Here is a 26486-nt window from a genome sequence, read left to right on the forward strand (position 1 = left end):
GTCTTTTAATTTACCAACACAGCAGGGTAGTTCAATGAGCCATAATCCAAGTGATCAGAAGGTTAAGATTGCCGATTTAAACGAGCGCGTTGTTCATGAAATTCTGGAAGTGATAAGTGATGGTATCTGGGATTGGAATGCCAACAATGGATTTGTTTATCGTAATACTGGCTGGTATGAAATGCTGGGCTATCCCGCCGATGCATTTGAAAATACAGTCCATACTTGGGAGAAAATCATCCATCCAGATGATTTTGACCGAGTGATGTTTCAGTTTGATGCCTATATTAATAATCAGGCCGAGAGATACCAGATTGAATACCGTTGCCGGACTCATGATGGCGACTATGTGTGGATTGAAGATCGCGGCAAGGTGATTGAGCGTAATAGTGATGGTTCAGTATCGAGGATGATCGGCGCTCACCGTAATATCCATGACAAAAAGCATCGTCTGGAAAAGTTAGAGTTAAAGAATAAATCTCTGGAAGCGTTAGTCGAAGAGCGAACCGTTGAATTACGCGAAACCAATTTCCGCTTACAACAGCAACTCGATATCAAAAAAAGTCTATCTGAAACAGATGTATTAACCTCTGCGGCCAACCGTTATTTGCTGGAAAAAGTACTCAAGCACGAATATAACCGCGCAAAACGATTTTGCCAGCCGTTGTCATTGCTTTCGTTGGATTTAGACAATTTTAAATCTATTAATGATAAGTATGGCCATTCTGTTGGGGACCTAACCTTGACGCATATTGTTGATGTAATTAGGAATAATATTAGGGAAATTGATGTTTTAGGCCGTTGGGGCGGCGATGAGTTTATGATTGTGTTACCTAACACGCAATTAAATGAGGCTAAATGTATCGCCGAGAAAATCAGGCAACGTATCGAAACCATGCCCGTGGAAGGGAGTATCAATGTGACAATGAGTTTAGGTGTGGTGGAGCTGGGGCAAAATGAAGCACAGGAACAACTATTAATTCGCGCAGATAAAATGCTCTATAACTCAAAAGCGGCGGGCAGGAATATTATTAGCGGTTGATATTCTTCGAACGTAATGGCGCATTGATGTAGCAGCCTTTATTACCCGGCCTATTGCTGAGCCTTGCAAGGGAGGCCGGAGTAAGCGGTGTTAAGCTCTGCTGCCATTGGGACATGGGGCATAATCACTATTAGTATTTCAGTGCATATTCTGCGGCCGCACAGGCATGTATTGCGGTGGTATCAAATACCGGCACGCTCGCGTCTTGTGCGTTAACCAACAATGTTATTTCAGTGCAACCAAAGATAATCCCTTGTACGCCTTGCTGCTCTAATTTGCCCATAATGCGGCGATATTCCTGACGGGAAGTTTCACTGATAACGCCCAGACACAGCTCTTCATAAATAATACGGTTAACAATCTCGCGATCGATACTATCGGGGGTAATCACCTCAATACCGTGTTTTTGCGTCAATCGTCCCCGATAAAAATCTTGTTCCATGGTGTAGCGGGTACCCAATAAGCCAATTTTATTGATCCCTTGCTGCTTAATTTGTGCGGCAGTGGCATCGGCGATATGCAATAACGGTAATCCGCTGGCTGCTTCAATGTCATCAGCCACTTTGTGCATAGTATTGGTGCATACCACGATGACGTCAGCCCCGGCCTTTTTTAATGAAACGGCGGCATCAGACAGCAACTGTGCTGCGGTTTCCCAGTCACCCTTGGCCTGAAGTTGTTCAATCTCATGGAAGTCGACACTGTAGAGAATGATTTTGGCACTGTGTAAACCGCCAAGTTGTTCTTTAACCTGCTGGTTAATCATCCGGTAATAAGGGATGGTTGACTCCCAACTCATTCCGCCAATAAGACCCAAAATTTTCATTAGTTTATTCCTATGCAAACATCAGCACTGAGTATGGATAAGAGTTTAACGATGCGGAAACACCCGGATACGTTGTAACGAAGCAATTAGCGGAACTGTGACAAGACTCCGGCTATAGCTGTTATCTCTGTCTATCATGTTTGTTGTAACAAATCTGTAGCAATAGAAAAATCTATTTATTCTTCTATCTATTTTTACACTATTACCATCAACAGGATGACGGAGATTAGGATGATAAAAATAAAGACGGCATACACCCTGACACTATTAGCGCTACTCTTGCCAGCGTCAACCCATGTTGTAGCACAGGATAAAAGTGACAACTATAAACTTGAACAAGTGTTGGTGATGAGCCGGCATGGTATACGCGCACCTTTAGTTAATTATGGCGATATGCTTTCCAGTGCGACACCCGATAAATGGCCACAATGGACCACCCCAGGGGGGTATCTGACACCGAAAGGGGCAGAGCTTGAGGCGATGATGGGGGGGTATTTCCGCGAGTGGCTGGTTAATGCCAAATTACTGAAAGCGGCAGGATGCCCGGCAGATACCACCGTATTTACTTATGCTAACAGCTTGCCAAGGACCATTGGTACCGCGCAGCATTTCTTATTCGGCGCTTTCCCTGGTTGTAATGTGCCAGTGGCGCACCAAAAAGATATCGGCAAAATGGATCCGGTTTTTAATCCGATCATCACGCTAGATGTCACACCAGAATTTAAAGAAAAAGCCTTGGCATCGATTAATCAACACGCTGGGCCGGGTGGGGTCGAAGGGCTGAATAAACGTTTACAGCCTAATTACGACTTACTTTCCCGCGTATTGGATTATAAAAAATCACCCGCCTGTTTAACGGATAAGAAATGTGACTGGAGTACCCAGCCAACCAATATTGTATTGGTACAAAATAAAGAGCCAGGCATTACCGGCCCGTTAAAGTTAGGTACTGGTGCATCAGATGCGTTTATGCTGCAATATTACGAGGGTTTTCCGATTAAAGATGTGGCCTGGGGACGGATTCAGTCAGCGGAAGAGTGGCGTAAATTAATCGATATCAAAAATCTCTACCATGAGACGTTATTTGGTTCTCCTGCCATTGTGGATAATGCGGCTGAGAAGTTAGTCGGTTTTATCAGTGCTGCTCTTGATCCCATCGGTGAGAAAACGCCTAATGAATTAGCGGCGCAGAAAGCTAAATTGGCGGTATTGGTTGGGCATGACTCCAATATTGCATCATTGTTGGCAGCCCTTAAGACTAAAGAGTACCAATTGCCAGACCAATATGAGAAAACGCCAATCAGCGGCAAAGTGGTATTTGAGCGTTGGAAAGATACGAAACAGAATAAAGATATGATGAAGATCGAATATATCTATCTGTCGACTGAGCAAATTCGTAATAAGACGCCGCTGACCCTTCAGGCACCACCAAAACGTGTCACGCTGGAAATTAAGGGCTGTCCGATTGATGCCAACGGGTTCTGTTCAATGGATGATTTCAGAAAAGCGATAAAACACAACACGCAAAGTTAAGTTCACACTACCTCGCCGCAGGGTGCGGTAGCCAGTAGATAATAGGGGCTGGCATAAAATGATAGGCTACGCTAACGTAATCTCTCTTTGTCAGCCCCAGGCCATTTGTAGATTTTCTGATGACATTATTTGCCACGACTCAGCGAGCAGTAAAAACACTATTCAGACCTTTTCTGGAAGATCGTCTATTACATATTCTATTGATTTTGGGGATAGGGTTAACCGTCTTAATGCCGGCCCAAATTGTCGCCTTTCCACAGTTTATTGACTGGACCACCATTGTTACTTTATTGGGATTAATGCTACTGACTAAAGGGGTTGAGGTCAGCGGTTACTTCGATTTTATTGGTCGGAAGATTATTAATACACTCCACACCGAGCGGCATTTGGCGCTGTTTTTAGTCTTAGCCGCGGCGCTGTTGTCATCCTTTCTAACCAATGATGTGGCGCTATTTATCATCATTCCACTGATTTTGACGTTGAAAAAAATATCGTCTCTGCCGGTTTCTCGTCTGATCATTTTCTCGGCGCTGGCAGTCAATGCCGGGTCGCTATTAACACCGATCGGCAATCCACAAAATATTCTGTTATGGAGCCGTTCCGAACTCTCCTTTATCGGTTTTACCCGCCAAATGGCACCTTTAGCAGCCATTATTCTGCTGACATTATTAGCGGTAACATGGTGGCGTTTCCCGGCGCGTAAGATAAAGAAACAGGCCTCAAGCCCGATTTATCCTTACCAGTTCCGCCTGTTGCTGAGTTGTTTGGCGCTGTATGTGATTTTTATTATCTGCGTGGATTTGGGCTGGGCAGGCTATGGGCTACTTATCGTTTTTGCCGGTTTATTGCTATTGGCGCGGCGGGTGTTACTGGCCATTGACTGGAGCTTGATTGTGGTCTTTATGGCGATGTTTATTGACGTGCGCCTACTGACGGAATTACCTGCTTTACAATCGCTGTTCGGTGAAATCAAAACATTGTCTACGGCTGCCGCCTATATTTTGGCTATTGGCCTATCGCAATTGATCAGTAATGTCCCCGCCACAATATTGCTGCTTAATTATCTGCCTTCCAGCGCGCTGGTGGCTTATGCGGTCAATATTGGTGGTTTTGGTTTTGCGTTGGGTTCTATGGCTAATTTAATTGCGCTGAGAATGGCGGCAGAGCCGGCCATTTGGTTAAAATTCCATGCTTACTCACTGCCATTTTTGTTGTGGAGTGCTCTGGTTGGCTGGTGGTTATTATGGTAGTCACAGGCGCGGCTCAGCGGGAAATAACCTGAGCCGACATCTGTCATTAGAAGAAGATAGCCAACAAAAAGACCATCACTATAATCAGCGCTACAAATGCCAGTGACGGTTTTTGCAACAATGGCTGTAATGATTGGGGTAAGGCGGCAATTAGCGGGTTAATCACTGGTTGCAGAATTTTTTGGTCTTCTGCTAAACGTTGGGCTGCATTGGCCCGATCCAATCTGGCGGTAAACAGGACATTGATAATGTCGTTCAACTGCGCTTGCGTCAGAGGCGTGGTGGGACTGGCCTGGAAGCGACTCTGGCTGTAATCAATTAATAATTGTTGTTCCTGCGCATCAGCGGGCTGTTTCAACGCGGTTTGCAAGTTAACCAATGTAGGTGCTGTTTGCTGGCTGAGTGCCACTTTGGTCTGTAAAAACTGGCTGAGTATCTGGAAATGGCGCGCAGGTAACGGATCATTACTTTTTACCCCCACCATATCAAACAATGCCTGCCATATTTTGGCCGGTTGCTCGCCGGTTGCGGCACTAAGTTTTGCTACTAGCGATTGAATATTCTGATGCTCCGCAGGCAGTAACGGCCGATCAGTTATTGTTGCCAGTTGTGGCTGTGGAATATTCAGTGTACCGGATTGCAGCAGCACCAGAACTTGTTGTAACTCTGAATGGCTTAACTGACTTAATACAGTATGACCAAAGTGCTGGCGGATAAAATCACTGACCGCCTGCCGGTTATTGCCTTGAGGCAGCAGTTCGGTCAGTTGTTGGCGCAACTGGTGATTGGCATGATTTTCCTGTGCCTGCGCCAGACGGATTTGCAGCAATTGCTCAGCGGGCTGGAAGTGGCGTGCCAGTAAGTCGCTAGTGCTACCCAAGGATAAATCATGACGCAGACCGGCCCAGATCTCGGCAGATTTGATTGGGCTAAGGGCCATGATCCGCACAATTAACTTCTCCAGCGTAGTGCGTTGCGCAGGGGTAAGTGCCTGATCTTCCACTTGGCCCTGATGAGGTATTTTGTTCGGTGCGACATTGCGATCATTGGCAATCGGCACACTTGGGCCGTTCAAAGGTTGCATATAACCGGTCCTTCGCTGTGGAGGCGATACTGTGGAAATTCATAAAGTACCCGGCAATAGATGCAGGCTACCAATATGATACGCGCAAATGTGGGCGACCCATACCGTCAGATTATGTTTTTTTGTTAACTACGTTTGTAATTAAATGTCACTTTGAGTGATTGTTTAAGTTCAGACATTGATAATCTTGATTATGCCGCTAAGATGGGCGCTCGGTCTTGAATGAGACTAATTTATCAATTTTACTGATGAATTATACGGGTCAGGATTAAATACGGATAATGGTTAAACACCAATAATGGTTAAACAACAGCGCGCGGCAAAGTGGTTCCTCTGCCTGGCTTGCCTGGTCATATTAGTTTGTATGACACAACGCATAGCCAGCCTGCACGCGTTGGAAAAAAACCTCCTTCAGACATCATCATCACAGGTTGCTGCCGATGCTGATGAGGCACCCACCCCTTGTGAGCTAAGTGCCAAATCCCTGTTGGCATCCCCGCCTGTTCTGTTCGAATTAGCGATTTTTTCTCTGGGTTTATTACTCTTGCTATTGGGGCCGGTGATCCCGACCCGCATGAGGTTTCCGCCACCCCGAGTGATATCACCCAGCCGTTTGAGGGTGCATCTGCGATTGTGCATTTTCCGGGAATAGAGATGCTTTTGGCATAACTACGGCACCCCTTTGGGTTGCTGTGATTAATCTATTTCTGGAGAAGAATCATGTTCAATTTAAGCAAGACAGCGTTGTTCTGTCTGTTACTGCTATGGATGCCCACCCTTTGGGCGGCAGACAGCGGCTGGTTGGTCAGCCCACAAAACTCACATGCTAAGGTGCGGATTCGTGCCGAACCTTCAACGAGCGGTGAAACCCGCCTGTTACTTTCCGTTCAACTGGAGAAAGGCTGGAAAACCTATTGGCGCTCACCGGGTGAAGGGGGCATTGCACCGACCATTGCCTGGAGCACAGCTCTTGACGCGGTAAAATGGTACTGGCCTGTACCACAACGGTTTGATGTTTCTGGTATCTCTACTCAGGGCTATCACGAGCAGGCCATGCTGCCGATCGTCATTTCCGCTAAGGCACCCAAAACGCTAACTGGCATCTTGACCCTATCGACCTGTAGCAATGTCTGCATTTTGACTGACTACCCGTTTAGCATCGATCTTTCCTCGCCGTTAAGTGGCGAAAACCAACAGCAATTCCAACATGATTTTGCCCAGGCGATGGGGCAGGTACCCATTGCCAATGCCCTGACCCAACAGATCCAAGCTGGTTTTGGCCATGGCGAGGTGCAAATTCTGGCGGTGCGTGACGAAGGTTGGCAACAGCCCGAGTTGTTCTTCGATACCTTGGCGGACGTGGATCTCGGTAAACCGCTGGTCAGTGTGCAGGGTAATCAGTTATCGGTACGGGTTCCTGCGACTGATGGTTGGGGGGAGGGCGTGGGGGATCTACGTGGTAAACCCCTGACGATGGTGATTACTGATGCGGGTCTGGCGCAAGAGGCCACGGTGACCATTGGGCAAGCGCTCACTTTACCGCAATCCTCCACTCGTTTTTGGTCTTGGATAGTGATGGCGCTGGCGGGCGGATTTATTCTTAATCTGATGCCTTGTGTGCTTCCGGTCCTTGCCATGAAACTGGGGTCGATTTTGCAGACTGGGCAGCAAACCCGCCGTCAGGTCCGTTGGCAGTTTCTGGCATCGTCTGCTGGGATTGTGACTTCGTTTTGGTTGTTGGCATTACTGATGACCGCCTTGCGCTTAGGTAATCATGCCCTTGGTTGGGGAATTCAGTTCCAAAGCCCTTGGTTTATCGGCTTTATGGTGTTGGTTACCGCACTCTTTACGGCCAACTTGTTCGGCTTGTTCGAAATTAACCTCTCCTCATCGCTCAATAGCCGTATTGCTGCGCCTCGTGTGGAGCAAGCGGGGGCTCGCGGTTTGGCCGGCCACTTTGGACAGGGCGCATTGGCGACGCTACTGGCAACCCCGTGTTCCGCGCCATTTCTGGGGACGGCGGTAGCCTTTGCACTGGCCGCCCCTTTACCGGCGCTGTGGGGCATATTTACCGCCCTAGGGGTTGGCATGAGCCTGCCGTGGTTGGCGGTGGCGCTATGGCCTAGATTGGTGCTGTTGTTGCCCCGTCCAGGTCGTTGGATGAACCGTCTGCGTATCGGAATGGGGGTGCTGATGCTGGCATCAAGTCTGTGGTTACTGAGCCTGATGGTGAGCCATATTGGCTCACCACTGGTGATGGTGATTAGCGGAGTGTTGCTGTTAGCGCTATTACTGGCAATTGGCTGGCGCTATGGCGTGCGTGTTGCCGCAATCGTCAGCTTAATCGGGGTGTTGATTATCGGCGGATTACTGTTGGCGGGTTCGCTGACGGCTAATCTGTGGCGCAAACCGCTACATGACACCATCCCGTGGCAGCCATTAACTGAATCAGCCATTAAGAAAGCCTTGATGGAGCATAAGCGGGTGTTTGTCGATGTCACTGCCGATTGGTGTGTGACCTGTAAAGTTAACAAAATACACGTCCTGATGCGTGACGATGTACAGCAGGCGTTGCAAGCGCCTGACGTGGTGGCGTTACGCGGTGACTGGACGCGACCTTCTGCTGATATTACTGAGTTTTTGCGCCAGCGCGGCAGTGTCGCAATCCCATTTAATCAAATTTATGGGCCACAGCAACCGCAGGGTGTGGTGCTCTCGCCACTGTTGGACCGTGACGTGTTATTAAAAATTTTGGCCGATGCTAAAGGAAATAAAGAATGAAAATTATCATGGTTGTGTTGTTAGCGCTGATCTCGACGTCACTGTGGGCGGCTGCACCCTTTACGCCGGAGCAGGAAGTGCGGATTAAAGCGTTAATCCGTGAAACGCTGGTCGCCAATCCAGACATTCTTGAACAATCTATCAATGCCTTGCAGCAGCAAGCTAATGAAGCGCAAGGGCAGCAAATGGATCAATTTATCGCCGCCAATAAGCAGGCGCTGTTCCAAGACCCTGGCAGCCCACGTTTTGGGGCTGCAACTCCAGCCCTGACATTGGTTTCATTTACCGATTACAACTGCCCATTTTGTAAAACTTTTGATCCGTTGCTGGAAAAGGTAGTGAAGGAGTACCCGCAAGTGGCGGTGGTGATAAAACCGCTACCGTTTAAAGGGGAAAGCTCGGTGACCAGTGCACGGTTGGCGTTGACACTGTGGCAACAACATCCGAATCAATTTCTGCCATTTCATCAGCGCTTGATGGCGAAAAAAGGTTTCCACGATGCTGACAGTATTGCCGCGGCGCAGAAAAAAACCGGTGTTACGCCGGTAGCACCAAGCGAGCAGAGCTTGAATGTGTTGCGTACCAACCTGAAATTAGCGGATCAACTGGGTATCCAAGGCACACCTGCCACCTTGATTGGTAATCAGATAATCCCAGGTGCTATTTCCTATGAGCAACTGGAGGAGATAGTGAAGCAGCAACTGGCTAAGGCGGGTAAATGAGTCGCTTGAAGCGGTGGGGTAAAGAGCTGGTTATTCTGCTGGTATTGGTCACGGTGGTCTCTTTGGGGATGGATTGGTTGCGTAGCCCGCAGGTACCTGCTGATTGGGGCGATGTGTCATTACAAACCCTGGAGGGCCAGACTGTCTCGCTAAAGGCGATGAGCCAGGACAAACCGTTGCTCATCTATTTTTGGGCAACATGGTGCGGCGTGTGTAAATTCACCAGTCCCAGTGTCAATCAATTGGTGCAGGAGGGCGAGAATGTGATGACAGTGGCGCTACGCTCTGGTGAAGCACCACAGCTTGAGCGCTGGCTGACCAAAAAAGGCTACCGGTTACCGGTGATAAATGACCCACGCGGCGAGTTGTCAGCGCAGTGGCAAGTCAGTGTTACACCGACGTTAGTGATCCTTTATCAAGGCAAGATGGTACAAAATACCAGCGGATGGAGCAGCTATTGGGGGATGAAACTGCGTTTATGGCTGGCCTCGTTCTGAGGTAACGCTGTTTAGCCAACGCCACAGTGAAACGCACGCCAAACGTTGGACTCAGTCTGACTTTTGGTGGTGCGTTTTTTTGATTAATATTATGCCTGGCACTGACTAATCGCCGCACTTAATCTGGCTATTCCTTGGCTAATCAGCTCGGGCGAATTAGCGGCAAAATTCAAACGTAGGGTGAACTCTCCATCTGACTCTTCGCGGTAAAACCCGCCACCTTTAGCGAAAGTGACCCCCGCCTGCCACGCCAGCGGCATTAATTGAGTCATTGGCACGTTTGCTGGCAATTGTAGCCAGATAAATAATCCCCCATCAGGAACTTCAAACTGGCAGCCGAGCGGCAGTGTCTGCTGGAGGGCATCGACCATGGCATCACGGTGCTGGCGGTACAAACGGCAAGCCCGACGAAGTTGTTTGTCATAGCGCCCGACTGTGACAAATGCATCCAACGCCCGTTGGATCAGGTTCGAGCTGGTAAAACTGTCAACATGCTTTAAGCGCGCCAGTTGGATGTAATGGGGCGCGTCTGCCACCAGATAACCAATGCGCATGCTGGGCAGTAACATTTTGGAAAAAGTACTGACATAGATAACTTCACCCGCGGCTGCCAGTGAACGCAGCGAAGGCAGCTTTTTGCCGCTGTAACGCAAGTCACCCACATAATCATCTTCAAGTATCGGCACCCCAGCAGTTCTGGCTATTTGCACTAACTGATGGCGGCGCTCTTCACTCATACAGCGTCCGGTGGGGTTATTAAAGTTGGGAATGCAATAGATAAGTTTCGGTTGATGCCTGGCTAACAGCGCAGGCAGGGTCGCCAGATTCATGCCTTGTTGGTCGCTGGGCAGAGCAATAATATTCACTTTATGCAGGCGGAACAGGGCTAATGCTTCGGCATAAGTGGGTTCTTCTACCAGCACACTATCACCTGGGGCCAGCAGTGATTGACTGATCAGACTGATGGCGTGTTGCGAACCATTGGTTATCAACAGTTGCTCTGGCCGTGTTGGGATACCTTGTGCGGATAGAATGCGGCTGAGTGTATCGCGCAATGGATAATAGCCACAGTAATCGCCGTAACTGAATGCTTCTTCAGCATGGCGGCGCAGAATTGAATGCAAGATTTGGCGGAATTCATCCAATGGGAAAATTTTGGGGCTACCGATGCCAGCAGCAAAATTGATGGTATCTGGCGGTAACGGGATATCGGCATACCCGTCCAGCCTTGAGGTGACAGTGGTAAAACGATCCAGTGGGAACTCACCATGTAGCCGTGGATGCGGATGGCTTGGCGGCGGCGAGAGGTGACAGACATAGGCACCGCTGCCGCGACGTTGTTGTAATAACCCCTTCGCCGCCAGCTCGGCATAAGCATTATCCACTGTGAGGCGGCTCACTGATAATTCTGCTGCCAAGGTGCGGGTTGAGGGCAGTTTGTCGCCATCAGCAAACACCCCACTGAGGATAGCACGGCGCAATGCCTCTTCGATTTGTAGATACAGTGGAATGTCTTGCTGGCGATCTAACGGAATATGCATGTCTCACCGACCAAAAGTGGCTCACTGTGGATAATATATTGTCACTATACTCAAGGTTAACAAGGCTTCAAGAGGAAAAAAGTGGCCTGTATCAATCAGTGGGGAAGTGGCTCTGGTGGCCGAGAACATGGGGGGTACAATCGCTATCTGATTAATATCCTGAAAGTAGTTATGAGGTTGTTATGGCGATTCCGGCAGATTTATTCCCATCAGCATTTGGCTCTATCGGGGCGGGCAACGGCGGGTTTAGTGGCAAACGACAAGGCTATCTGCTGGCGATTATTAGTGCCATGTTGTTGGGTTTTACCGGCATCATAATTCGCATCCTCACGGCGCATTATCATCTACCCACTTCGGTATTGGCTTTCTGGCGGGCAGCACTGGTCGCCATGGTGTTATTACCTATTTTACTTCTGACCAAACCGGAATGGGCCAAATTACGCGGGTGCCAGCTAAAGTTCTATACGACGTATGGCTTATTGCTGGCGGTCTTTAATGGGCTGTGGACTGAATCTGTCGCTTTAAACGGTGCGTCGATCTCCACCATTCTGGTCTATTGCTCAATCGGTTTTACCGTGTTTCTCGGCTGGGTTTTCTATAACGAATATATGGGCTGGCGTGAATTACTGGTTATTATTATCAGCCTGTTGGGTTGTTTCTTAGTCAGCGATGGCCTGAATATTACTGCATCAGACTTTAATTTTGTTGGCTTATTTATCGGATTGGCCTCCGGTATTGGTTACAGCTTTTATACTCTGGCTGGGCGCATTGCGACTGAACGCCGTTATCCGGTCTGGAACACTATTCTTTACGTCTTTGGTTTCTCCGCCATCTACCAACTGATATTTAATCAGTTATTGCTGTGGTTTCCATTGCCTGGGTTACAGCCAATGGTGGGTGATCTATTTTTCTTATCCCATGGAGCTAATAGCATTCAATGGTCTGGTTGGGGGCTATTGTTAATTTTAGCCGCCGGTCCAACGTTACTAGGGTTTGGCCTGTTTAATCTCAGTTTGAAAACACTCTCTTTGGCGGTGGCCAGCCTACTATTAACGCTGGAACTGGTCTTCACTGCGGTGATTGCATATTTCTTGTTGGGTGAAACACTCTCTCCCTCCCAATTGTTGGGCAGCGCGCTGGTATTACTGGGGGTGTTGATGTTGCATCGTAAAGATAAGACTCAAGCAGCAATGGTGGCGGTTAGCGCGGAATAAAAAAAGGGCAGGGGGTAGCCGCGCAGAATATACGCCGCTACCTTATTTTTACTGCGCCGCCGCTCTTCGCAATGGGGTGCGCAGGCGCTGAGCTAATATCACCCCAGCCAGCGTGATACCCCCGCCAATCAGGTGATAGCTGTGTAATTGCTCATGAAGGAAGGCCACGGCAATAATGGCGGTAAATACCGGTGTCAGATTCATAAATATCGACGCAGTATTTGCCCCTAACCGCATCACACCGTGGATCCACAAATAAGGCGCAATAATTGAGGCTGGGATCCCAGCAAATAGCACCAATGGAATATTCTGCGCCGTCAATTGCACATCTGAGGCCATCAGGAAATTAGGCAATAACAGCACCACGCCGAAAACGATCTGCATATAAAGGGACTGCCAGTTGGGTAATTGAATCGCCCAGCGTTTGGTTAATACGCCATACAACGCATAGGATGCCGATGCGCCGAACATCATCAATTCACCTTTGCCGATACCATGTTGCAACAGTTGTGCCGGGTTACCTGCACTAACCAACCACACTAGCCCCCCTAATGACAGCACGCTACCTAATGCAATGCCTACCGTGGGGGCGACACGTAACACCACAATGCTAATAAGCACAGTCAGTAAGGGAATTAACGAACTGAGAATCCCCATAAACAGGGCGCTAACACTGTGAGCCGCGTAGTACGCCAGGCTTTGGTACAGCACCATACCCAGCATCCCCAATATCATCAATTTCCACCAATAAACGCGGATTGCCCGCCAATTGCGGATAACACCCAGCAGCAAGAATGGGGTTAACGTTAGCAACGCCAGCACCCAGCGATAAAACGAGATGGCGGCGGGATCAATTGCGGTGGCAGAGACCTTACTGACCACGGCATTGATGGACCAGATGATCACCGCGAACAGGGGGAATAACATATTCATGATAATAATTCTCATCTAAATAACATGTGACGTAGTCTACAGTTGTCTGATTTATTCTATATACTGAAAATCAGACAATAACTGCTGCGATTAGGACAATCTCGGCAGGAATCATTTTTTACAGGAGACAGTTCACGATGGCAGAACCCTCTTTCCCGGTGGTTGCCACGACCGTGCCACTGAGCCTTTCCTTTCGCTGTGAGGCCTTTAATGCCAATACTGAGTTTTTGCCGCATACCCATCCTTACGGGCAGTTGATCTGCGTAAAGTCAGGTGTGGTAGCGATGAGTATCGGCGGGCAGCGTTTTCTGGCCCCCCCTGAATTCAGTGTCTGGATACCGGCCGGCATGGAGCACTCCAGCCATAACCGTAAGCCGATGCAATTTCGTGCCATTGATATTGCACCTACGCTGTGTGATGAGTTACCGCTATCAGCTTGCCTGATTAATGTCAGTCCAATCTTTAATACCATTGTGGAAGATTGCTTCTCCCGTGGTTTATTGATGCCGGAAAGCGAGCAAGATATGCGCTTAGCCCACGTATTGATTGATCAGCTCAGGTTGTCACCGGTACAGCGCACCTATCTGCCTACCTCACAGGATAAATTACTGTCACCTATTCTGGCGGCGCTAGAGCGCTGCCCGGCGGACAATACCTCGCTGGCGCAGTGGGCTAAGCGGGTCTATACCACCGAGCGGACGTTATCGCGCCGCTGCCAACAAGAACTGGGTATGGCTTTTAGCGAATGGCGGCAGCGGTTGCGTTTTTTACATGCGATCTCATTGTTAGAAAAGGGTAAAACCGTGCAAAGTGTCGCACTGGATGTAGGGTATAGCTCCGCATCAGCTTTTATCGCCATGTTCCAGCAAATTGCAGGGACTACGCCGGAGCGTTTTCGTCGCAGTAATCCCCTTCATCCTTGACGCCGCAGGGGTGTTGGCTACGCTCACGCACCAGAATCACTGACTTGAGTCAGCTCATCGGGGTTTATTCGCTTGCCGCCTACCTGCAACGCCAATGATTTTGGGGATCGTCTTCATCCTTGACGCCGCAGGGGTGTTGGCTACGCTCATGCACCCGAATCACTGACTTGAGTCAGCTCATCGGGGTTTATTCGCTTGCCGCCTACCTGCAACGCCAATGATTTTGGGGATCATCTTCATCCTTGACGCCGCAGGGGTGTTGGCTACGCTCATGCACCCGAATCACTGACTTGAGTCAGCTCATCGGGATTTATTCGCTTGCCGCCTACCTGCAACGCCAATGATTTTGGGGATCGTCTTCATCCTTGACGCCACAGGGGTGTTGGCTACGCTCACGCACCCGAATCACTGACTTGAGTCAGCTCATCGGGGTTTATTTGCTTGCCGCCTACCTGCAACGCCAATGATTTTGGGGATCGTCTTCATCCTGAAGCTGTAGGGGGTTGGCTGCAACTCCAACTTCTTTGGGTATATACTAAGTCCCTGCTTTTCATCTATAGGGCAGTAAGCTGCCGGAGAATAAAGTGAAAATCCTGGTTGATGAGAATATGCCGTACGCAGATGTGCTATTTCGGCGTTTAGGTGAGGTACAGGCAGTGCCGGGGCGGCCAATCCCCCGTGAAGCACTGGTTGGTGCAGATGCGCTGATGGTGCGCTCGGTCACCAAAGTGAATGAGGCGTTGCTGCAAGGCACGTCAATTGGCTTTGTGGGAACGGCAACCGCCGGTACCGACCATGTCGACGATAACTGGCTACAGCAACAGGGAATCGGTTTCTCCGCAGCTCCCGGTTGTAATGCCATTGCGGTTGTGGAATATGTTTTTTCCGCACTGATGATGATGGCCGAACGTGATGGTTTCCAATTGCGTGACAAAACCGTCGGTATTATTGGGGTGGGGAATGTCGGGGCCAGATTGAATACCAGGCTACAAGCCCTTGGTGTGCGGACTTTGCTGTGCGATCCACCACGAGCAGACAGAGGTGATAACGACACTTTCTGGCCGCTGGAAAAACTGGTGCGAGAGGCAGATGTTCTCACTTTCCATACGCCGTTGAATAAAACCGGCCCTTATCAAAGCCTGCACATGGCGGACGATGAATTATTGGCAGCCTTGCCGGATGGCCGTATTCTGATTAATGCCTGCCGCGGAGCCGTGGTGGATAATGCCGCGCTGCTTGGTGCGTTGGAAAAAGGTAAAAAACTCAGCGTGGTTCTGGATGTATGGGAACCGGAACCGGAATTATCTTTGCCGCTGTTAGGGCGGATTGATATCGGGACGCCACATATCGCCGGCTATACGCTGGAGGGTAAAGCTCGTGGTACCACACAAGTGTTTGAAGCTTTTAGTCAACATCTGGGGCAGCCGCAGTCGGTAGAGCTAGCTTCTTTGTTGCCTCAACCGGAGTTTAGCCACTTGAGACTTAACGGTGCGTTGGATGAAGGCAAATTAAAACGATTGATGCACTTGGTGTATGATGTGCGCCGCGATGATGCGCCACTGCGCCATGTGGCCGGTATCCCCGGTGAGTTTGATCGGCTGCGTAAGCACTATCAGGAACGCCGTGAGTGGTCATCACTCTGCGTGCAGTGCGATGATGCTGCCAGTGCTGAACTGTTGCAGAAATTAGGCTTTAGTACACAGTTATTATAAGCGCGGTATAAACGTTAATTTATTGATTGTCAGGCGGTTTTTTACCGCCTTTCTCTTTCAATCGATCTTAGTATCTGAATGAACCCTTGTAATTTAATGAACGTTAGTGGAGAAAACCAACATGTCTGACGGCTGGAATATTGCTCTGTTAGGAGCAACGGGCGCAGTAGGTGAAGCTTTGCTGGAGCTGTTAAATGAGCGCCAGTTCCCGGTTGGTGAATTGTATCCGCTGGCCAGCGAACGCAGCGCCGGTGCTTCTGTGCGCTTTAATGGTAAAAGTTTACTGGTTGAAAATGTTGCTGAATTTGACTGGTCTCAGGCGCAGTTAGCTTTCTTTGTTGCCGGGCGCGAAGCCTCACAACTCTATGCGGAAGAAGCAGCGAATGCCGGTTGCCTGGTTATCGACAGCAGTGGCCTGTTCGCGATGGAACTGGATGTACCGCTGGTGGTGCCAAGTGTGAATCCTCAGGTGCTGGCAGAATATCGCAATCGCAATATTGTGGCGGTAGCCGATAGCCTGACCAGCCAGTTGCTGACTGCGATTAAACCACTGACGGAACAGGCTGGCTTGTCCCGCGTGCATGTCACTGCATTGATTTCAGCCTCCGCCCATGGCAAGGCCGCTGTGGACGATCTGGCCGGTCAAAGCGCCAAGCTGTTAAATGGTATTCCTGCTGAGCCAGGTGTTTTCGCTAAGCAATTGGCATTTAACGTGTTGCCGCTGCTGGCGGATGAAGAGGGCAGTGTGCGTGAAGAGCGCCGTCTGGTTGATCAGGTGCGCAAAGTATTGCAAGACGATGGCTTGCCTATCTCGGTGAGTTGCATTCAATCACCGGTATTTTACGGTCAGGCACAAGTGGTTCATCTGGAAGCGCTACGCCCAATCGACGCGGAGGACGCTCGCAGTGAGCTGGAAAATTGCGACGATATCCAGTTATCAGAAGAAGATGATTACCCAACACAAGTCACTGATGCCTCTGGCAGTGATGTTTTGAGTATTGGTTGTATCCGCAATGACTATGGCATTCCCGAAGTGTTGCAGTTCTGGTCAGTGGCCGACAACATTCGTTTTGGTGGCGCATTGATGGCAATTGAAACGGCGGAGCGCCTGTTGCAGGAGCAACTGTACTGATGTCCGAACTTGAGTTGACTCAGCCACAAGAGATAGTGGCTGAAACGGCCGGTATAAAAATTGCGCTGGGTATTGAATATAACGGCAGCCGTTATTTCGGCTGGCAACGGCAGTTGGAGGTTGCCAGTGTGCAGGCTTGCCTGGAGGCTGCCTTGTCAAAAGTTGCCGATGAATCCATTGGCGTATTTTGTGCTGGGCGCACTGATGCTGGCGTACATGCCACCGGGCAGGTGGTGCATTTTGTCACCTCGGCGGTGCGTAAAGATGCCGCCTGGACGATGGGGGTCAATAGCCATTTACCGCCTGATATCGCCGTGCGCTGGATAAAAACAGTGGATGACGATTTTCACGCCCGTTTCAGCGCTACTGCCCGCCGTTATCGCTATATCATCTTTAACCATCGCTATCGTCCAGCGGTGTTGGCGCAAGGGGTAACTCATTGCTACCTGCCGCTGGATGCTGAAAAAATGGAACGAGCGGCGCAATGTTTACTCGGCGAGAATGATTTTACCTCGTTTCGTGCGATACAGTGCCAGTCGCGTACCCCATGGCGAAATGTAAAACATGTCAAAGTTACCCGACATGGCGCGTATATCGTGGTAGATATCAAGGCCAACGCTTTTGTTCATCATATGGTGCGTAATATTGTTGGTAGCTTGATTGAGATTGGCGCTGGTAATCAGGATGTCAACTGGATGGCCCAGTTGCTGGCACTGAAAGACCGATCACGTGCTGCGGCAACAGCGAAAGCCGAAGGGTTGTATTTAGTCGCGGTTGATTACCCCGAACGCTTTGCGCTACCAACAGCGCCAATGGGACCCCTTTTTTTGGCAGACGACTGATTTCTCTACATTGATGAGTGAGGTCGCCTTGGGCTAAGGAATACCTAAGGAAGTTCAGCTAATCTCACTCACTCAAAGCACAAGTATGTTTACCATTTGAGAGTATTTATGGAATTTATACGTTTCGTTATTGATTTTATTTTGCATATTGATGTCCATCTGGCGGAGCTGGTGGCGCAGTATGGGGTTTGGGTTTACGCCATTTTATTCCTGATCTTATTCTGTGAAACCGGTCTGGTGGTGACGCCGTTCCTGCCAGGGGATTCTTTGCTGTTTGTGGCCGGTGCGTTGGCAGCATTACCGTCCAATGATATCAATGTGCACATTATGGTGGCACTGATGGTTACCGCCGCTATTTTGGGCGATGCTATTAACTACACCATTGGGCGGGTGTTCGGAGAGAAACTATTCAGTAACCCGGACTCCAAAATTTTCCGCCGCAGTTATCTGGAAAAAACCCATCAGTTCTACGAAAAACATGGCGGTAAAGCGATTGTTTTGGCACGTTTTGTCCCGATTATCCGCACTTTTGCGCCGTTTGTCGCCGGAATGGGTAAAATGTCTTATCGCCACTTTGCGGCTTATAACGTGATTGGGGCGTTGGTATGGGTGCTGTTATTCACCTATGCTGGTTATCTGTTTGGTAACGTACCTATCGTGCAGAACAATCTGAAATTGCTAATTGTTGCCATTATTGTGGTGTCAATTTTGCCGGGTGTATTTGAGGTATGGCGGCATCGGCGCGCGCAATCACGGCAAAAAAATCAGTAAAAACGTTACCTAAGCCGTGGGTTCGACCAGTTTTTTATCTACACTGTCGAGCCAATATGGTTTAATGAGTGACATTTATGGTCTGTTCCTGCGGACAACCCGAGTTCCTGTGCCTTAGCCACGTTGTAATGGCGTGTATCTCAGGCATTTTTTGTTGGGATGTTTTCAGGGAGATGGTTAAAGCATGAACAGCGGACTGGCAACAGCCAGGTTCAAACAGAAAGGTCATCGATGAGCTGGATTGAACGAATTCTTAACAAAAGCAATATTACACAAACCCGTAAAGCGAGTATTCCTGAAGGGGTGTGGACGAAATGTGACAGTTGCGGTCAGGTGCTTTACCGTGCCGAGTTAGAGCGTAATCTGGAAGTTTGTCCTAAGTGTGATCACCACATGCGTATGACAGCCCGTGCACGGTTACATATGCTACTGGATGCAGGCAGTGAAGTTGAATTGGGTAGCGAACTGGAGCCGAAGGATATCCTGAAATTTAAGGATTCCAAAAAGTATAAAGATCGCATTTCTGCCGCACAAAAAGATACCGGCGAAAAAGACGCTTTGGTTGCCATGAAAGGGACCTTACAAGGGATGCCGATCGTTGCCGCTTCATTTGAATTTGCCTTTATGGGTGGATCAATGGCGTCAGTAGTGGGTGCCCGTTTTGTGCGTGCAGTTGAGCAGGCGCTGGAAGATAATTGCCCGTTGGTGTGCTTCTCCTCCAGTGGTGGTGCTCGTATGCAGGAAGCATTGATGTCACTGATGCAGATGGCAAAAACCAGTGCTGCTCTGGCTAAAATGCAAGAGCGTGGCTTGCCGTACATTTCTGTGCTGACGGACCCTACCATGGGTGGCGTCTCCGCCAGTCTGGCAATGTTGGGTGATATCAATATCGCAGAACCAAAAGCCTTAATCGGTTTTGCTGGTCCACGGGTTATTGAGCAAACCGTTCGGGAAAAACTGCCGCCGGGCTTCCAGCGCAGTGAGTTCTTGATTGAAAAAGGCGCTATCGACATGATCGTTCGCCGCCCGGTGATGCGTCAGACAATTGCCAGCATCTTGTCTAAATTAACGCATCAGCCACAACCTGATGTGGCTGAGAGCAAAGCTGATACAGTCCAGGCGGATAATCAGGCTGAAGCCTGATTATCCCCACGGGCATCACCCTGATAAGGTGATGCCCGGTGGTTGTGCATGGTCGCAACTTAAGCTTTGCTGCTTTCAATAAGAAAAGATATACCCAAAGTAATTGGAGCCGCAGGTAGGCAGCAAGCGAATAAATCCCGATGAGCTGACTTAAGTCAGTGATTCGGGTGAATGAACGCAGCTAACAACCCTGCGGCTTCAAGTACGAAGGATATAAAGGCCAGTGACGGGACTTATGAAAAACCATCAAACTCCCCAAGCCACGTCGCCTTTGGCCGCGTGGCTTTACTATCTTGAACGTTTGCACTCTCAACCCATCGAGTTGGGTCTGGAACGTGTTAAACAGGTTGCTGAGCGTTTGGATCTGCTTAACCCTGCCCCAAAAGTCTTCACCGTTGCCGGTACTAATGGCAAAGGCACCACCTGTTGTACCCTGGAATCAATTTTACTTGCAGCGGGTCTGCGGGTCGGGGTTTACAGCTCACCTCACCTTTTGCGTTACACCGAGCGAGTCCGTATTCAGGGGCAAGAACTGTCTGAGGCTGAACACAGCCACTCTTTTGCTCAAATTGAAGCCGGGCGTGCGGGTATCTCACTGACTTACTTCGAATTTGGCACCTTATCTGCGCTGCAATTATTTAAGCAGGCTAAGCTTGATGTAGTGATTCTGGAAGTGGGGCTGGGTGGACGTTTGGATGCGACCAATATAGTCGATTCTGATGTTGCGGCTATCACCAGTATTGCCATAGACCATACTGACTGGTTGGGCTTCGATCGAGAAAGCATTGGCCGCGAGAAGGCCGGTGTTTTCCGTGCGGGGAAACCTGCAGTGGTTGGCGAACCGGATATGCCGCAGTCGATTGCCGATGTTGCGGCGCAATTGGGGGCGCCACTGTATCGCCGTGATGACGCATGGCGGTTTAGCCAACAACAGCCAGGTGAACAACAAGAAAATAGCTGGGATTGGCAGTGTGGCAACCATCATTGGACCCATCTACCCTTACCCAATGTACCCTTGGCGAATGCGGCGACAGCTCTGGCAGTATTGCACTATTCCGGCCTGCCTTTAAGCGATGAGGTTATTCGCCAGGGTTTGTTGGCTGCCAGTTTGCCGGGGCGTTTTCAGGTTGTCAGTGAGCAACCACTGCTGATTTTGGATGTAGCCCATAACCCGCATGCAGCACGTTATCTCACCGACAGGCTGGCTCGATTGCCGAAACACGGTAAAGTACGGGCTGTGGTAGGTATGCTATCAGATAAAGATATCGGCGGGACGCTGGCCTGTTTATCTGAACAAGTCGATGAATGGTACTGCGCGCCGCTTGAAGGGCCGCGTGGGGCGACGGCGGAGCAATTAGCCGAGCATTTGGTGTTATCACGCCAGTTTAGCGATGTAGAAACGGCCTGGCGTCAGGCTATGTTGGATGCAAAACCACAGGATGTGGTTATTGTCTGTGGTTCTTTCCATACTGTCGCTCATGTGATGGCTGTATTGGATTTGTGACAGCCTGAATTTGTGACAACTTGAGTTTATCAAGGCATTGAATTGGGAGTGCGAGTGGCAAGTAAGTTCCAGAACCGTTTAGTCGGGACCATAATTCTGGTGGCGTTAGGCGTGATTGTGCTGCCGGGGCTACTGGATGGTAAAAAGAAGCATTATGAGGATGAGTTCGCCGCTATCCCATTAGTGCCAAAACCAGGTGATAGTCAGGAGATCGATGCGGTTGGTCCGGTCAGTCAACCTCTGCCTATTGCTCCACCGGAAGGTGCGGCGCAAGCCGTGGATGTCCCCAAAGATGATTCCGCCTCTCAGGCTGCTAATGATGCTGGTAACCCTCCGTCTGAACCGACTATCGTGGCACCGCCAGTGATACAGAGTAAGCCGGTTGAGGTGAAACCTGTTGAGAAGAAACCGGTTGAGGTCAAACCGCTACCGGTAGAGAAAAAACCGCAGGAAGTGAAACCTAAACCTGAGGTTAAACCGGACGTTCAGCCGGAAACTAAACCGGTCACAGAAGAAAAAGCACCGGTGGGGCAGGCTTATGTCGTCCAACTGGGCGCGTTGAAAAACGCAGCTAAAGTGAATGAAATCGTGGCGACGCTGCGCTTGTCAGGTCATCGGGCGTTTACGGTGCCAGCAACGCCGGTTCAAGGCCAAATAACCCGTGTGTATGTCGGGCCAGATGCGTCAAAACAAAAATTGCAATCTGCGCTGCCAGAGCTTAATTCATTAAGCGGCCTGAATGGGCAAGTTAAGCCCTATGGCACGGCGCGTTAAGGTTTATGCCGAGAGTTAAGATATCAGGGTGTACGGGGTTTTTGAGCTAAGTTTGTGCGGCGATTGTTGTTTTTAAAATCGCTGCACTTTAATTTGTCGCGGGTAAGAATTCCCCTACGCAAACGTTTTCTTTTTCTGTTAGAATTCGCCGCGAACAGGATGCAGCGGCGATTTCGTCATTGGAATAGTCATGGTCTGGATTGATTACGTCATTATAGGGATTATCGGATTTTCTGCATTGGTCAGCTTAATCCGAGGTTTTGTCCGTGAAGCATTGTCACTTGTAACATGGGGATGTGCGTTTTTTGTTGCCAGCCATTTTTACACTTACCTTGCTGTCTATTTCACGCGTTTTGAAGATGAAGTAGTTCGCAACGGAATTGCCATCGGCATTTTGTTCATCGCGACATTGATCGTCGGGGCTATTGTTAACTATGTGATTAGTTCGTTGGTTGAACGTACTGGTTTATCAGGAACTGACAGGGTGCTGGGTGTCTGTTTTGGCGCGCTGCGAGGTGTTCTGATAGTCTCTGCCATGCTGTTCTTTCTGGATACGTTTACCGGCTTCTCACAGAGTGTTGACTGGAAACAGTCACAATTAATCCCGCAGTTCAGTTATATAATCAGGTGGTTCTTTGACTACCTGCAGAGCACGTCGAGTTTCTTACCGAATCAATTACCGATTCGGAGCGGCTTATGAGGAAAAGACAACATGTGCGGTATTGTCGGTATCGCCGGTTTTGCACCGGTAAACCAGTCGATTTATGATGCGCTGACGGTGCTTCAGCACCGAGGCCAGGATGCTGCGGGCATCGTTACCATTGATGCCCATAATGGGTTCCGGCTGCGTAAAGCAAACGGCTTGGTGAAGGATGTATTTGAAACCCGGCATATGCTGCGCTTACAGGGGAATATGGGTATTGGCCATGTTCGTTACCCGACGGCTGGCAGTTCCAGTGCTTCCGAGGCTCAGCCTTTCTACGTTAACTCACCGTTTGGCATCACTCTCGCTCATAACGGTAATCTGACTAACGCTCACCAACTGAGAAAGAAATTATTCGAAGTTTCTCGCCGTCATGTGAACACCACTTCTGACTCGGAAATTTTGCTGAATATTTTTGCCAGTGAATTGGACCGTTTCCAACATTATCCGTTGGAATCAGACAATATTTTTGCTGCTGTTGCCGCAACACATCAGTTGATCCGTGGGGCATACGCTTGTGTTGCGATGATTATTGGCCACGGGATGGTCGCGTTCCGTGACCCTAACGGTATTCGCCCGCTGGTTATTGGTAAACGCACGTTAGTTGATGGCCGCAATGAATATATGGTCGCTTCTGAAAGTGTGGCACTGGATACCCTTGGCTTTGAATTCCTGCGGGATGTTGCGCCGGGCGAAGCTGTGTATATCACGGAAAAAGGCCAGTTGTTTACCCGCCAGTGTGCTGAAAATCCGAAATACAATCCGTGCTTGTTTGAGTATGTGTATTTTGCTCGCCCAGACTCCTTTATGGATAAAATTTCTGTCTACAGTGCGCGCGTGCGCATGGGCCAGAAGTTGGGTGCCAAAATTGCCAAGCAGTGGGAAGATCTGGATATTGATGTTGTCATTCCTATCCCGGAAACATCTTGCGATATCGCGCTGGAAATCGCCCGTATTCTGGATAAACCGTACCGCCAGGGGTTTGTGAAAAACCGTTATGTTGGCCGTACCTTTATCATGCCGGGTCAGCAGGAACGTCGTAAATCTGTGCGCCGTAAACTGAATGCCAACCGCGCAGAGTTCCGTGATAAGAACGTCTTATTAGTGGATGACTCTATCGTGCGTGGCACCACATCAGAACAGATTGTCGAGATGGCGCGTGAGGCTGGGGCGAAGAAGGTCTATTTCGCCTCTGCGGCACCGGAAATTCGTTTCCCGAATGTGTATGGCATTGATATGCCAAGTGCGAACGAATTGATTGCCCATGGTCGTGAAGTGGATGAAATCCGCCAGTTGATTGGTGCCGATGCGCTGATTTTCCAGGACCTTAGCGATCTTATCGAGGCAGTACGCGAAGATAACCCAGATATCACCCAGTTTGAGTGCTCGGTCTTTAACGGCGTTTACGTGACTAAAGATGTCGATCAGAGCTATCTGGAATATCTTGAGTCGTTACGTAACGATGATGCGCAGGCATTACGTAATCATAACGAAGCCGAGAATCTGGAGATGCATAACGAAGGGTAATATACCCTTCATACGTCAAACTGCATGTACGTTGGCTGCCATCACTAACCCAAGTCATTGAGTTATCTCAACTCCTTGGGTTCATTTCGTTGCCGCCTTCCTGCAATTTGAATTATTTTGGGTATACCTGGGTATATTTAGCGAAAAGCAGAGCATGAATCAAAAAGGTGCAACCAGCGTTCCGGCGCGGTGCACCTTTTTTGTTATCTAGCCGAGGGCCATGGGTATTGTGGAAAAACGGGGCCAATAACTTGCTAATCCGTACTTGATACGGCAAAGTCGGGCGATATTTCTTTATGTTATGCTCACTCTATAAGGCATAACGTCAGTGCGAGGCTATACCCCATGAAACGACTTATTATCGGCATTAGCGGTGCCAGCGGTGCCATTTATGGCGTACGGCTGTTACAGGTGCTGCAACATGTCGAGGGTGTGGAAACTCATCTTATTCTCAGTAATGCGGCGCGCCAGACGCTGGCGCTGGAAACGGAATTCAGCGTGAAGGATGTGCAGGCACTGGCCGATGTTGTACATGACTCACGTGACATTGCTGCTTGTATCTCATCCGGATCATTCAAAACGCAAGGTATGGTTATTTTACCCTGTTCAATCAAAACGTTATCTGGAATTGTCCATAGCTATACCGAGGGTTTGCTCACCCGCGCCGCGGATGTGATCTTAAAAGAGCGCCGCCCGCTAGTGTTATGTGTGCGTGAAACCCCGTTGCATTTAGGGCATTTACGCCTGCTGGTACAAGCCGCTGAGCTGGGCGCTACCATTATGCCGCCAATGCCTGCGTTTTATCATCGACCACAAACCATTCAAGATATTGTTGATCAGACCGTTAATCGGGTTATCGATCAATTTGACATCGAACTGCCTGAAGACCTGTTTACACGATGGCAAGGCAATAATTAACATTTTTCCCTTAATTGATACATTTGTGCAACATCGCACTGAAATGGGGCGGATTATGCACCACAATGATCCTGTTTTAGAACGCGTATCATGGCATGAGTGTGGTATTCGATTTTTGTATACGACTTGATGCCTGTATTTCGTGGTGATCGTGCTAATTAAGCGGTGGTGGAATTAGCTTTCCTACCAGATGATTACTGGCACGATTACTGCAAATTGATTTATGAACGCTCTGGGTTGTACAGAACATTAACGCGCTTTCTGGCATCGAAAATCAATTTGAGGGTTATGTATGAATAAGAAGATGTTGGTTCTTCCGCTAGTCTTAGCATTAGCTGCTGCCAGCAGTGCTTTTGCTGCCATTCCGAAAGATGTCAAAATTGGTACTGATCCAACTTATGCTCCTTTTGAATCCAAAAATGCCAGTGGTGAATTGGTAGGTTTTGATATCGATATAGCAAAAGAGTTATGCAAACGTATCGATACTAAATGTACTTTTGTTGAAAGTGACTTCGATGCATTAATCCCATCACTCAAAGCCAAAAAAATCGATGCCATTATCTCCTCACTCTCCATCACTGAAAAACGCCAGAAAGAGATTGCTTTCACCGACAAACTTTACGCTGCCAATGCCCGTTTAATCGCGACCAAAGACAGTAAAATCGAGCCAACATTAGTCGCCTTGAAAGGCAAACGTGTTGGGGTGTTGCAAGGCTCTACGCAGGAAGCATTCGCCAATGCTGAGTGGCAGCCAAAAGGTATCGATGTGGTTGCCTATCAAAATCAGGACTTGATCTACGCTGACTTGGCTTCAGGGCGCATTGATGCGGCTTTCCAGGATGAAGTTGCAGGCAGTGAAGGTTTCCTGAAACAAGAAGCGGGTAAAGGCTATGCTTTCGCCGGCCCATCAGTAAAAAATGATCAGTTCTTTGGCGTAGGTACCGGTATGGGCTTGCGTAAAGATGATGCGGAACTGAAAGCGGCGCTGGATAAAGCCTTTGCAGAAATGCGCAAAGATGGCACCTACGACAAGCTCGCGAAAAAATATTTCGATTTTGATGTTTACGGCGGTTAAGCACCTTTGCCGTTAGAGCCTCTGCCGAGAGTGGCAGGG

At 49.1% G+C, this 26486-nt stretch carries 24 protein-coding genes; 20 read left to right on the plus strand and 4 right to left on the minus strand.

The genetic code is table 11. The features are described from left to right. Positions 1-34 precede the first annotated feature (34 nt). Positions 35-1042 (plus strand): sensor domain-containing diguanylate cyclase, encoded by a 1008-nt coding sequence (locus V2A85_RS04135; RefSeq protein ID WP_372559929.1) that lies wholly within the window; start codon positions 35-37, stop codon positions 1040-1042. A gap of 130 nt (positions 1043-1172) precedes the next feature. On the opposite strand, the gene V2A85_RS04140 is transcribed toward V2A85_RS04135, so the two are convergent. Beyond that, positions 1173-1868 (minus strand): aspartate/glutamate racemase family protein, encoded by a 696-nt coding sequence (locus V2A85_RS04140; protein ID WP_372559502.1) that lies wholly within the window; start codon positions 1866-1868, stop codon positions 1173-1175. Between the two features lie 231 nt (positions 1869-2099). On the opposite strand from V2A85_RS04140, the gene agp reads away from it, so the two are divergent. Then, on the plus strand, positions 2100-3401 hold the full coding sequence (gene agp / locus V2A85_RS04145) for a bifunctional glucose-1-phosphatase/inositol phosphatase (protein ID WP_420070929.1): 1302 nt from the start codon (positions 2100-2102) through the stop codon (positions 3399-3401). A 119-nt stretch (positions 3402-3520) separates the two neighbouring features. Further along, the gene (locus V2A85_RS04150; protein ID WP_372559500.1) at positions 3521-4651 is read left to right on the plus strand and encodes an SLC13 family permease; all 1131 of its coding nucleotides are present in this window, start codon (positions 3521-3523) and stop codon (positions 4649-4651) included. 46 nt (positions 4652-4697) lie between these two features. Here the strand turns inward: V2A85_RS04150 and flk are convergent, their stop codons facing one another. Then, positions 4698-5735: a flagella biosynthesis regulator Flk gene (gene flk / locus V2A85_RS04155; RefSeq protein ID WP_420070930.1), complete on the minus strand. Its 1038-nt coding sequence runs from the start codon at positions 5733-5735 to the stop codon at positions 4698-4700. Between the two features lie 298 nt (positions 5736-6033). Here flk and V2A85_RS04160 point away from each other — a divergent pair, with 298 nt between their 5' ends. The 4 genes from V2A85_RS04160 to V2A85_RS04175 all read left to right on the plus strand — a co-directional run bounded on the left by V2A85_RS04160 (position 6034) and on the right by V2A85_RS04175 (position 9735). Then, complete coding sequence (locus V2A85_RS04160) at positions 6034-6387, plus strand: copper resistance protein (protein WP_372559498.1); 354 nt, start codon at positions 6034-6036, stop codon at positions 6385-6387. Positions 6388-6455: 68 nt separating this feature from the next. Then, positions 6456-8516, plus strand: a complete 2061-nt coding sequence (locus V2A85_RS04165) for a protein-disulfide reductase DsbD family protein (RefSeq protein ID WP_420070931.1) — start codon at positions 6456-6458, stop codon at positions 8514-8516. Then, a complete protein-coding gene (locus V2A85_RS04170; protein WP_372559496.1) occupies positions 8513-9238 on the plus strand; it encodes a DsbA family protein in 726 nt (241 codons plus the stop codon). Before V2A85_RS04165 ends, V2A85_RS04170 begins: the two co-directional genes overlap by 4 nt. After that, positions 9235-9735 carry a protein disulfide oxidoreductase gene (locus V2A85_RS04175; protein WP_372559495.1) on the plus strand — a complete coding sequence of 167 codons (501 nt, stop codon included), beginning with the start codon at positions 9235-9237 and terminating at the stop codon, positions 9733-9735. Before V2A85_RS04170 ends, V2A85_RS04175 begins: the two co-directional genes overlap by 4 nt. A gap of 89 nt (positions 9736-9824) precedes the next feature. Here the strand turns inward: V2A85_RS04175 and V2A85_RS04180 are convergent, their stop codons facing one another. Next, a complete protein-coding gene (locus V2A85_RS04180; protein ID WP_420070932.1) occupies positions 9825-11276 on the minus strand; it encodes a PLP-dependent aminotransferase family protein in 1452 nt (483 codons plus the stop codon). A gap of 182 nt (positions 11277-11458) precedes the next feature. Here V2A85_RS04180 and V2A85_RS04185 point away from each other — a divergent pair, with 182 nt between their 5' ends. Continuing rightward, positions 11459-12490, plus strand: a complete 1032-nt coding sequence (locus tag V2A85_RS04185) for a DMT family transporter (protein ID WP_420070933.1) — start codon at positions 11459-11461, stop codon at positions 12488-12490. A 48-nt stretch (positions 12491-12538) separates the two neighbouring features. Here V2A85_RS04185 and V2A85_RS04190 read toward each other — a convergent pair whose 3' ends face one another. Beyond that, entirely contained in the window at positions 12539-13423 is an 885-nt protein-coding gene (locus V2A85_RS04190) for a DMT family transporter (RefSeq protein ID WP_372559493.1), read from the minus strand. A gap of 137 nt (positions 13424-13560) precedes the next feature. On the opposite strand from V2A85_RS04190, the gene V2A85_RS04195 reads away from it, so the two are divergent. From V2A85_RS04195 to hisJ, 12 genes are all read left to right on the plus strand, one after another. Beyond that, positions 13561-14346 carry an AraC family transcriptional regulator gene (locus V2A85_RS04195; protein ID WP_372559492.1) on the plus strand — a complete coding sequence of 262 codons (786 nt, stop codon included), beginning with the start codon at positions 13561-13563 and terminating at the stop codon, positions 14344-14346. Positions 14347-14930: 584 nt separating this feature from the next. Continuing rightward, positions 14931-16058, plus strand: coding sequence for a 4-phosphoerythronate dehydrogenase PdxB (gene pdxB / locus V2A85_RS04200; protein WP_420070934.1), 1128 nt, complete (start codon positions 14931-14933; stop codon positions 16056-16058). Positions 16059-16179: 121 nt separating this feature from the next. Then, positions 16180-17190, plus strand: a complete 1011-nt coding sequence (locus tag V2A85_RS04205; RefSeq protein ID WP_420070935.1) for an aspartate-semialdehyde dehydrogenase — start codon at positions 16180-16182, stop codon at positions 17188-17190. After that, positions 17190-18032 carry a tRNA pseudouridine(38-40) synthase TruA gene (gene truA / locus V2A85_RS04210; protein WP_372559489.1) on the plus strand — a complete coding sequence of 281 codons (843 nt, stop codon included), beginning with the start codon at positions 17190-17192 and terminating at the stop codon, positions 18030-18032. Before V2A85_RS04205 ends, truA begins: the two co-directional genes overlap by 1 nt. Before the next feature lie 108 nt (positions 18033-18140). After that, the gene (locus V2A85_RS04215; RefSeq protein ID WP_083158234.1) at positions 18141-18803 is read left to right on the plus strand and encodes a DedA family protein; all 663 of its coding nucleotides are present in this window, start codon (positions 18141-18143) and stop codon (positions 18801-18803) included. Positions 18804-19034: 231 nt separating this feature from the next. Beyond that, positions 19035-19946: an acetyl-CoA carboxylase, carboxyltransferase subunit beta gene (gene accD / locus V2A85_RS04220; protein WP_372559488.1), complete on the plus strand. Its 912-nt coding sequence runs from the start codon at positions 19035-19037 to the stop codon at positions 19944-19946. Positions 19947-20181: 235 nt separating this feature from the next. Next, entirely contained in the window at positions 20182-21450 is a 1269-nt protein-coding gene (gene folC / locus V2A85_RS04225) for a bifunctional tetrahydrofolate synthase/dihydrofolate synthase (RefSeq protein WP_372559487.1), read from the plus strand. 54 nt (positions 21451-21504) lie between these two features. Beyond that, the gene (dedD, locus tag V2A85_RS04230) at positions 21505-22224 is read left to right on the plus strand and encodes a cell division protein DedD (protein ID WP_372559486.1); all 720 of its coding nucleotides are present in this window, start codon (positions 21505-21507) and stop codon (positions 22222-22224) included. 190 nt (positions 22225-22414) lie between these two features. Beyond that, positions 22415-22924: a colicin V production protein gene (gene cvpA, locus V2A85_RS04235; RefSeq protein WP_005192693.1), complete on the plus strand. Its 510-nt coding sequence runs from the start codon at positions 22415-22417 to the stop codon at positions 22922-22924. Positions 22925-22936: 12 nt separating this feature from the next. Then, on the plus strand, positions 22937-24454 hold the full coding sequence (gene purF / locus V2A85_RS04240; protein ID WP_083158238.1) for an amidophosphoribosyltransferase: 1518 nt from the start codon (positions 22937-22939) through the stop codon (positions 24452-24454). A 345-nt stretch (positions 24455-24799) separates the two neighbouring features. Beyond that, the gene (locus V2A85_RS04245) at positions 24800-25372 is read left to right on the plus strand and encodes a UbiX family flavin prenyltransferase (protein ID WP_083158239.1); all 573 of its coding nucleotides are present in this window, start codon (positions 24800-24802) and stop codon (positions 25370-25372) included. A 292-nt stretch (positions 25373-25664) separates the two neighbouring features. Next, on the plus strand, positions 25665-26447 hold the full coding sequence (gene hisJ, locus V2A85_RS04250; RefSeq protein WP_083158240.1) for a histidine ABC transporter substrate-binding protein HisJ: 783 nt from the start codon (positions 25665-25667) through the stop codon (positions 26445-26447). Positions 26448-26486: the final 39 nt, after the last annotated feature.

The sequence above is a fragment of the Yersinia sp. 1252 StPb PI genome, from assembly GCF_048593885.1.
GTDB lineage: Bacteria > Pseudomonadota > Gammaproteobacteria > Enterobacterales > Enterobacteriaceae > Yersinia > Yersinia enterocolitica_E.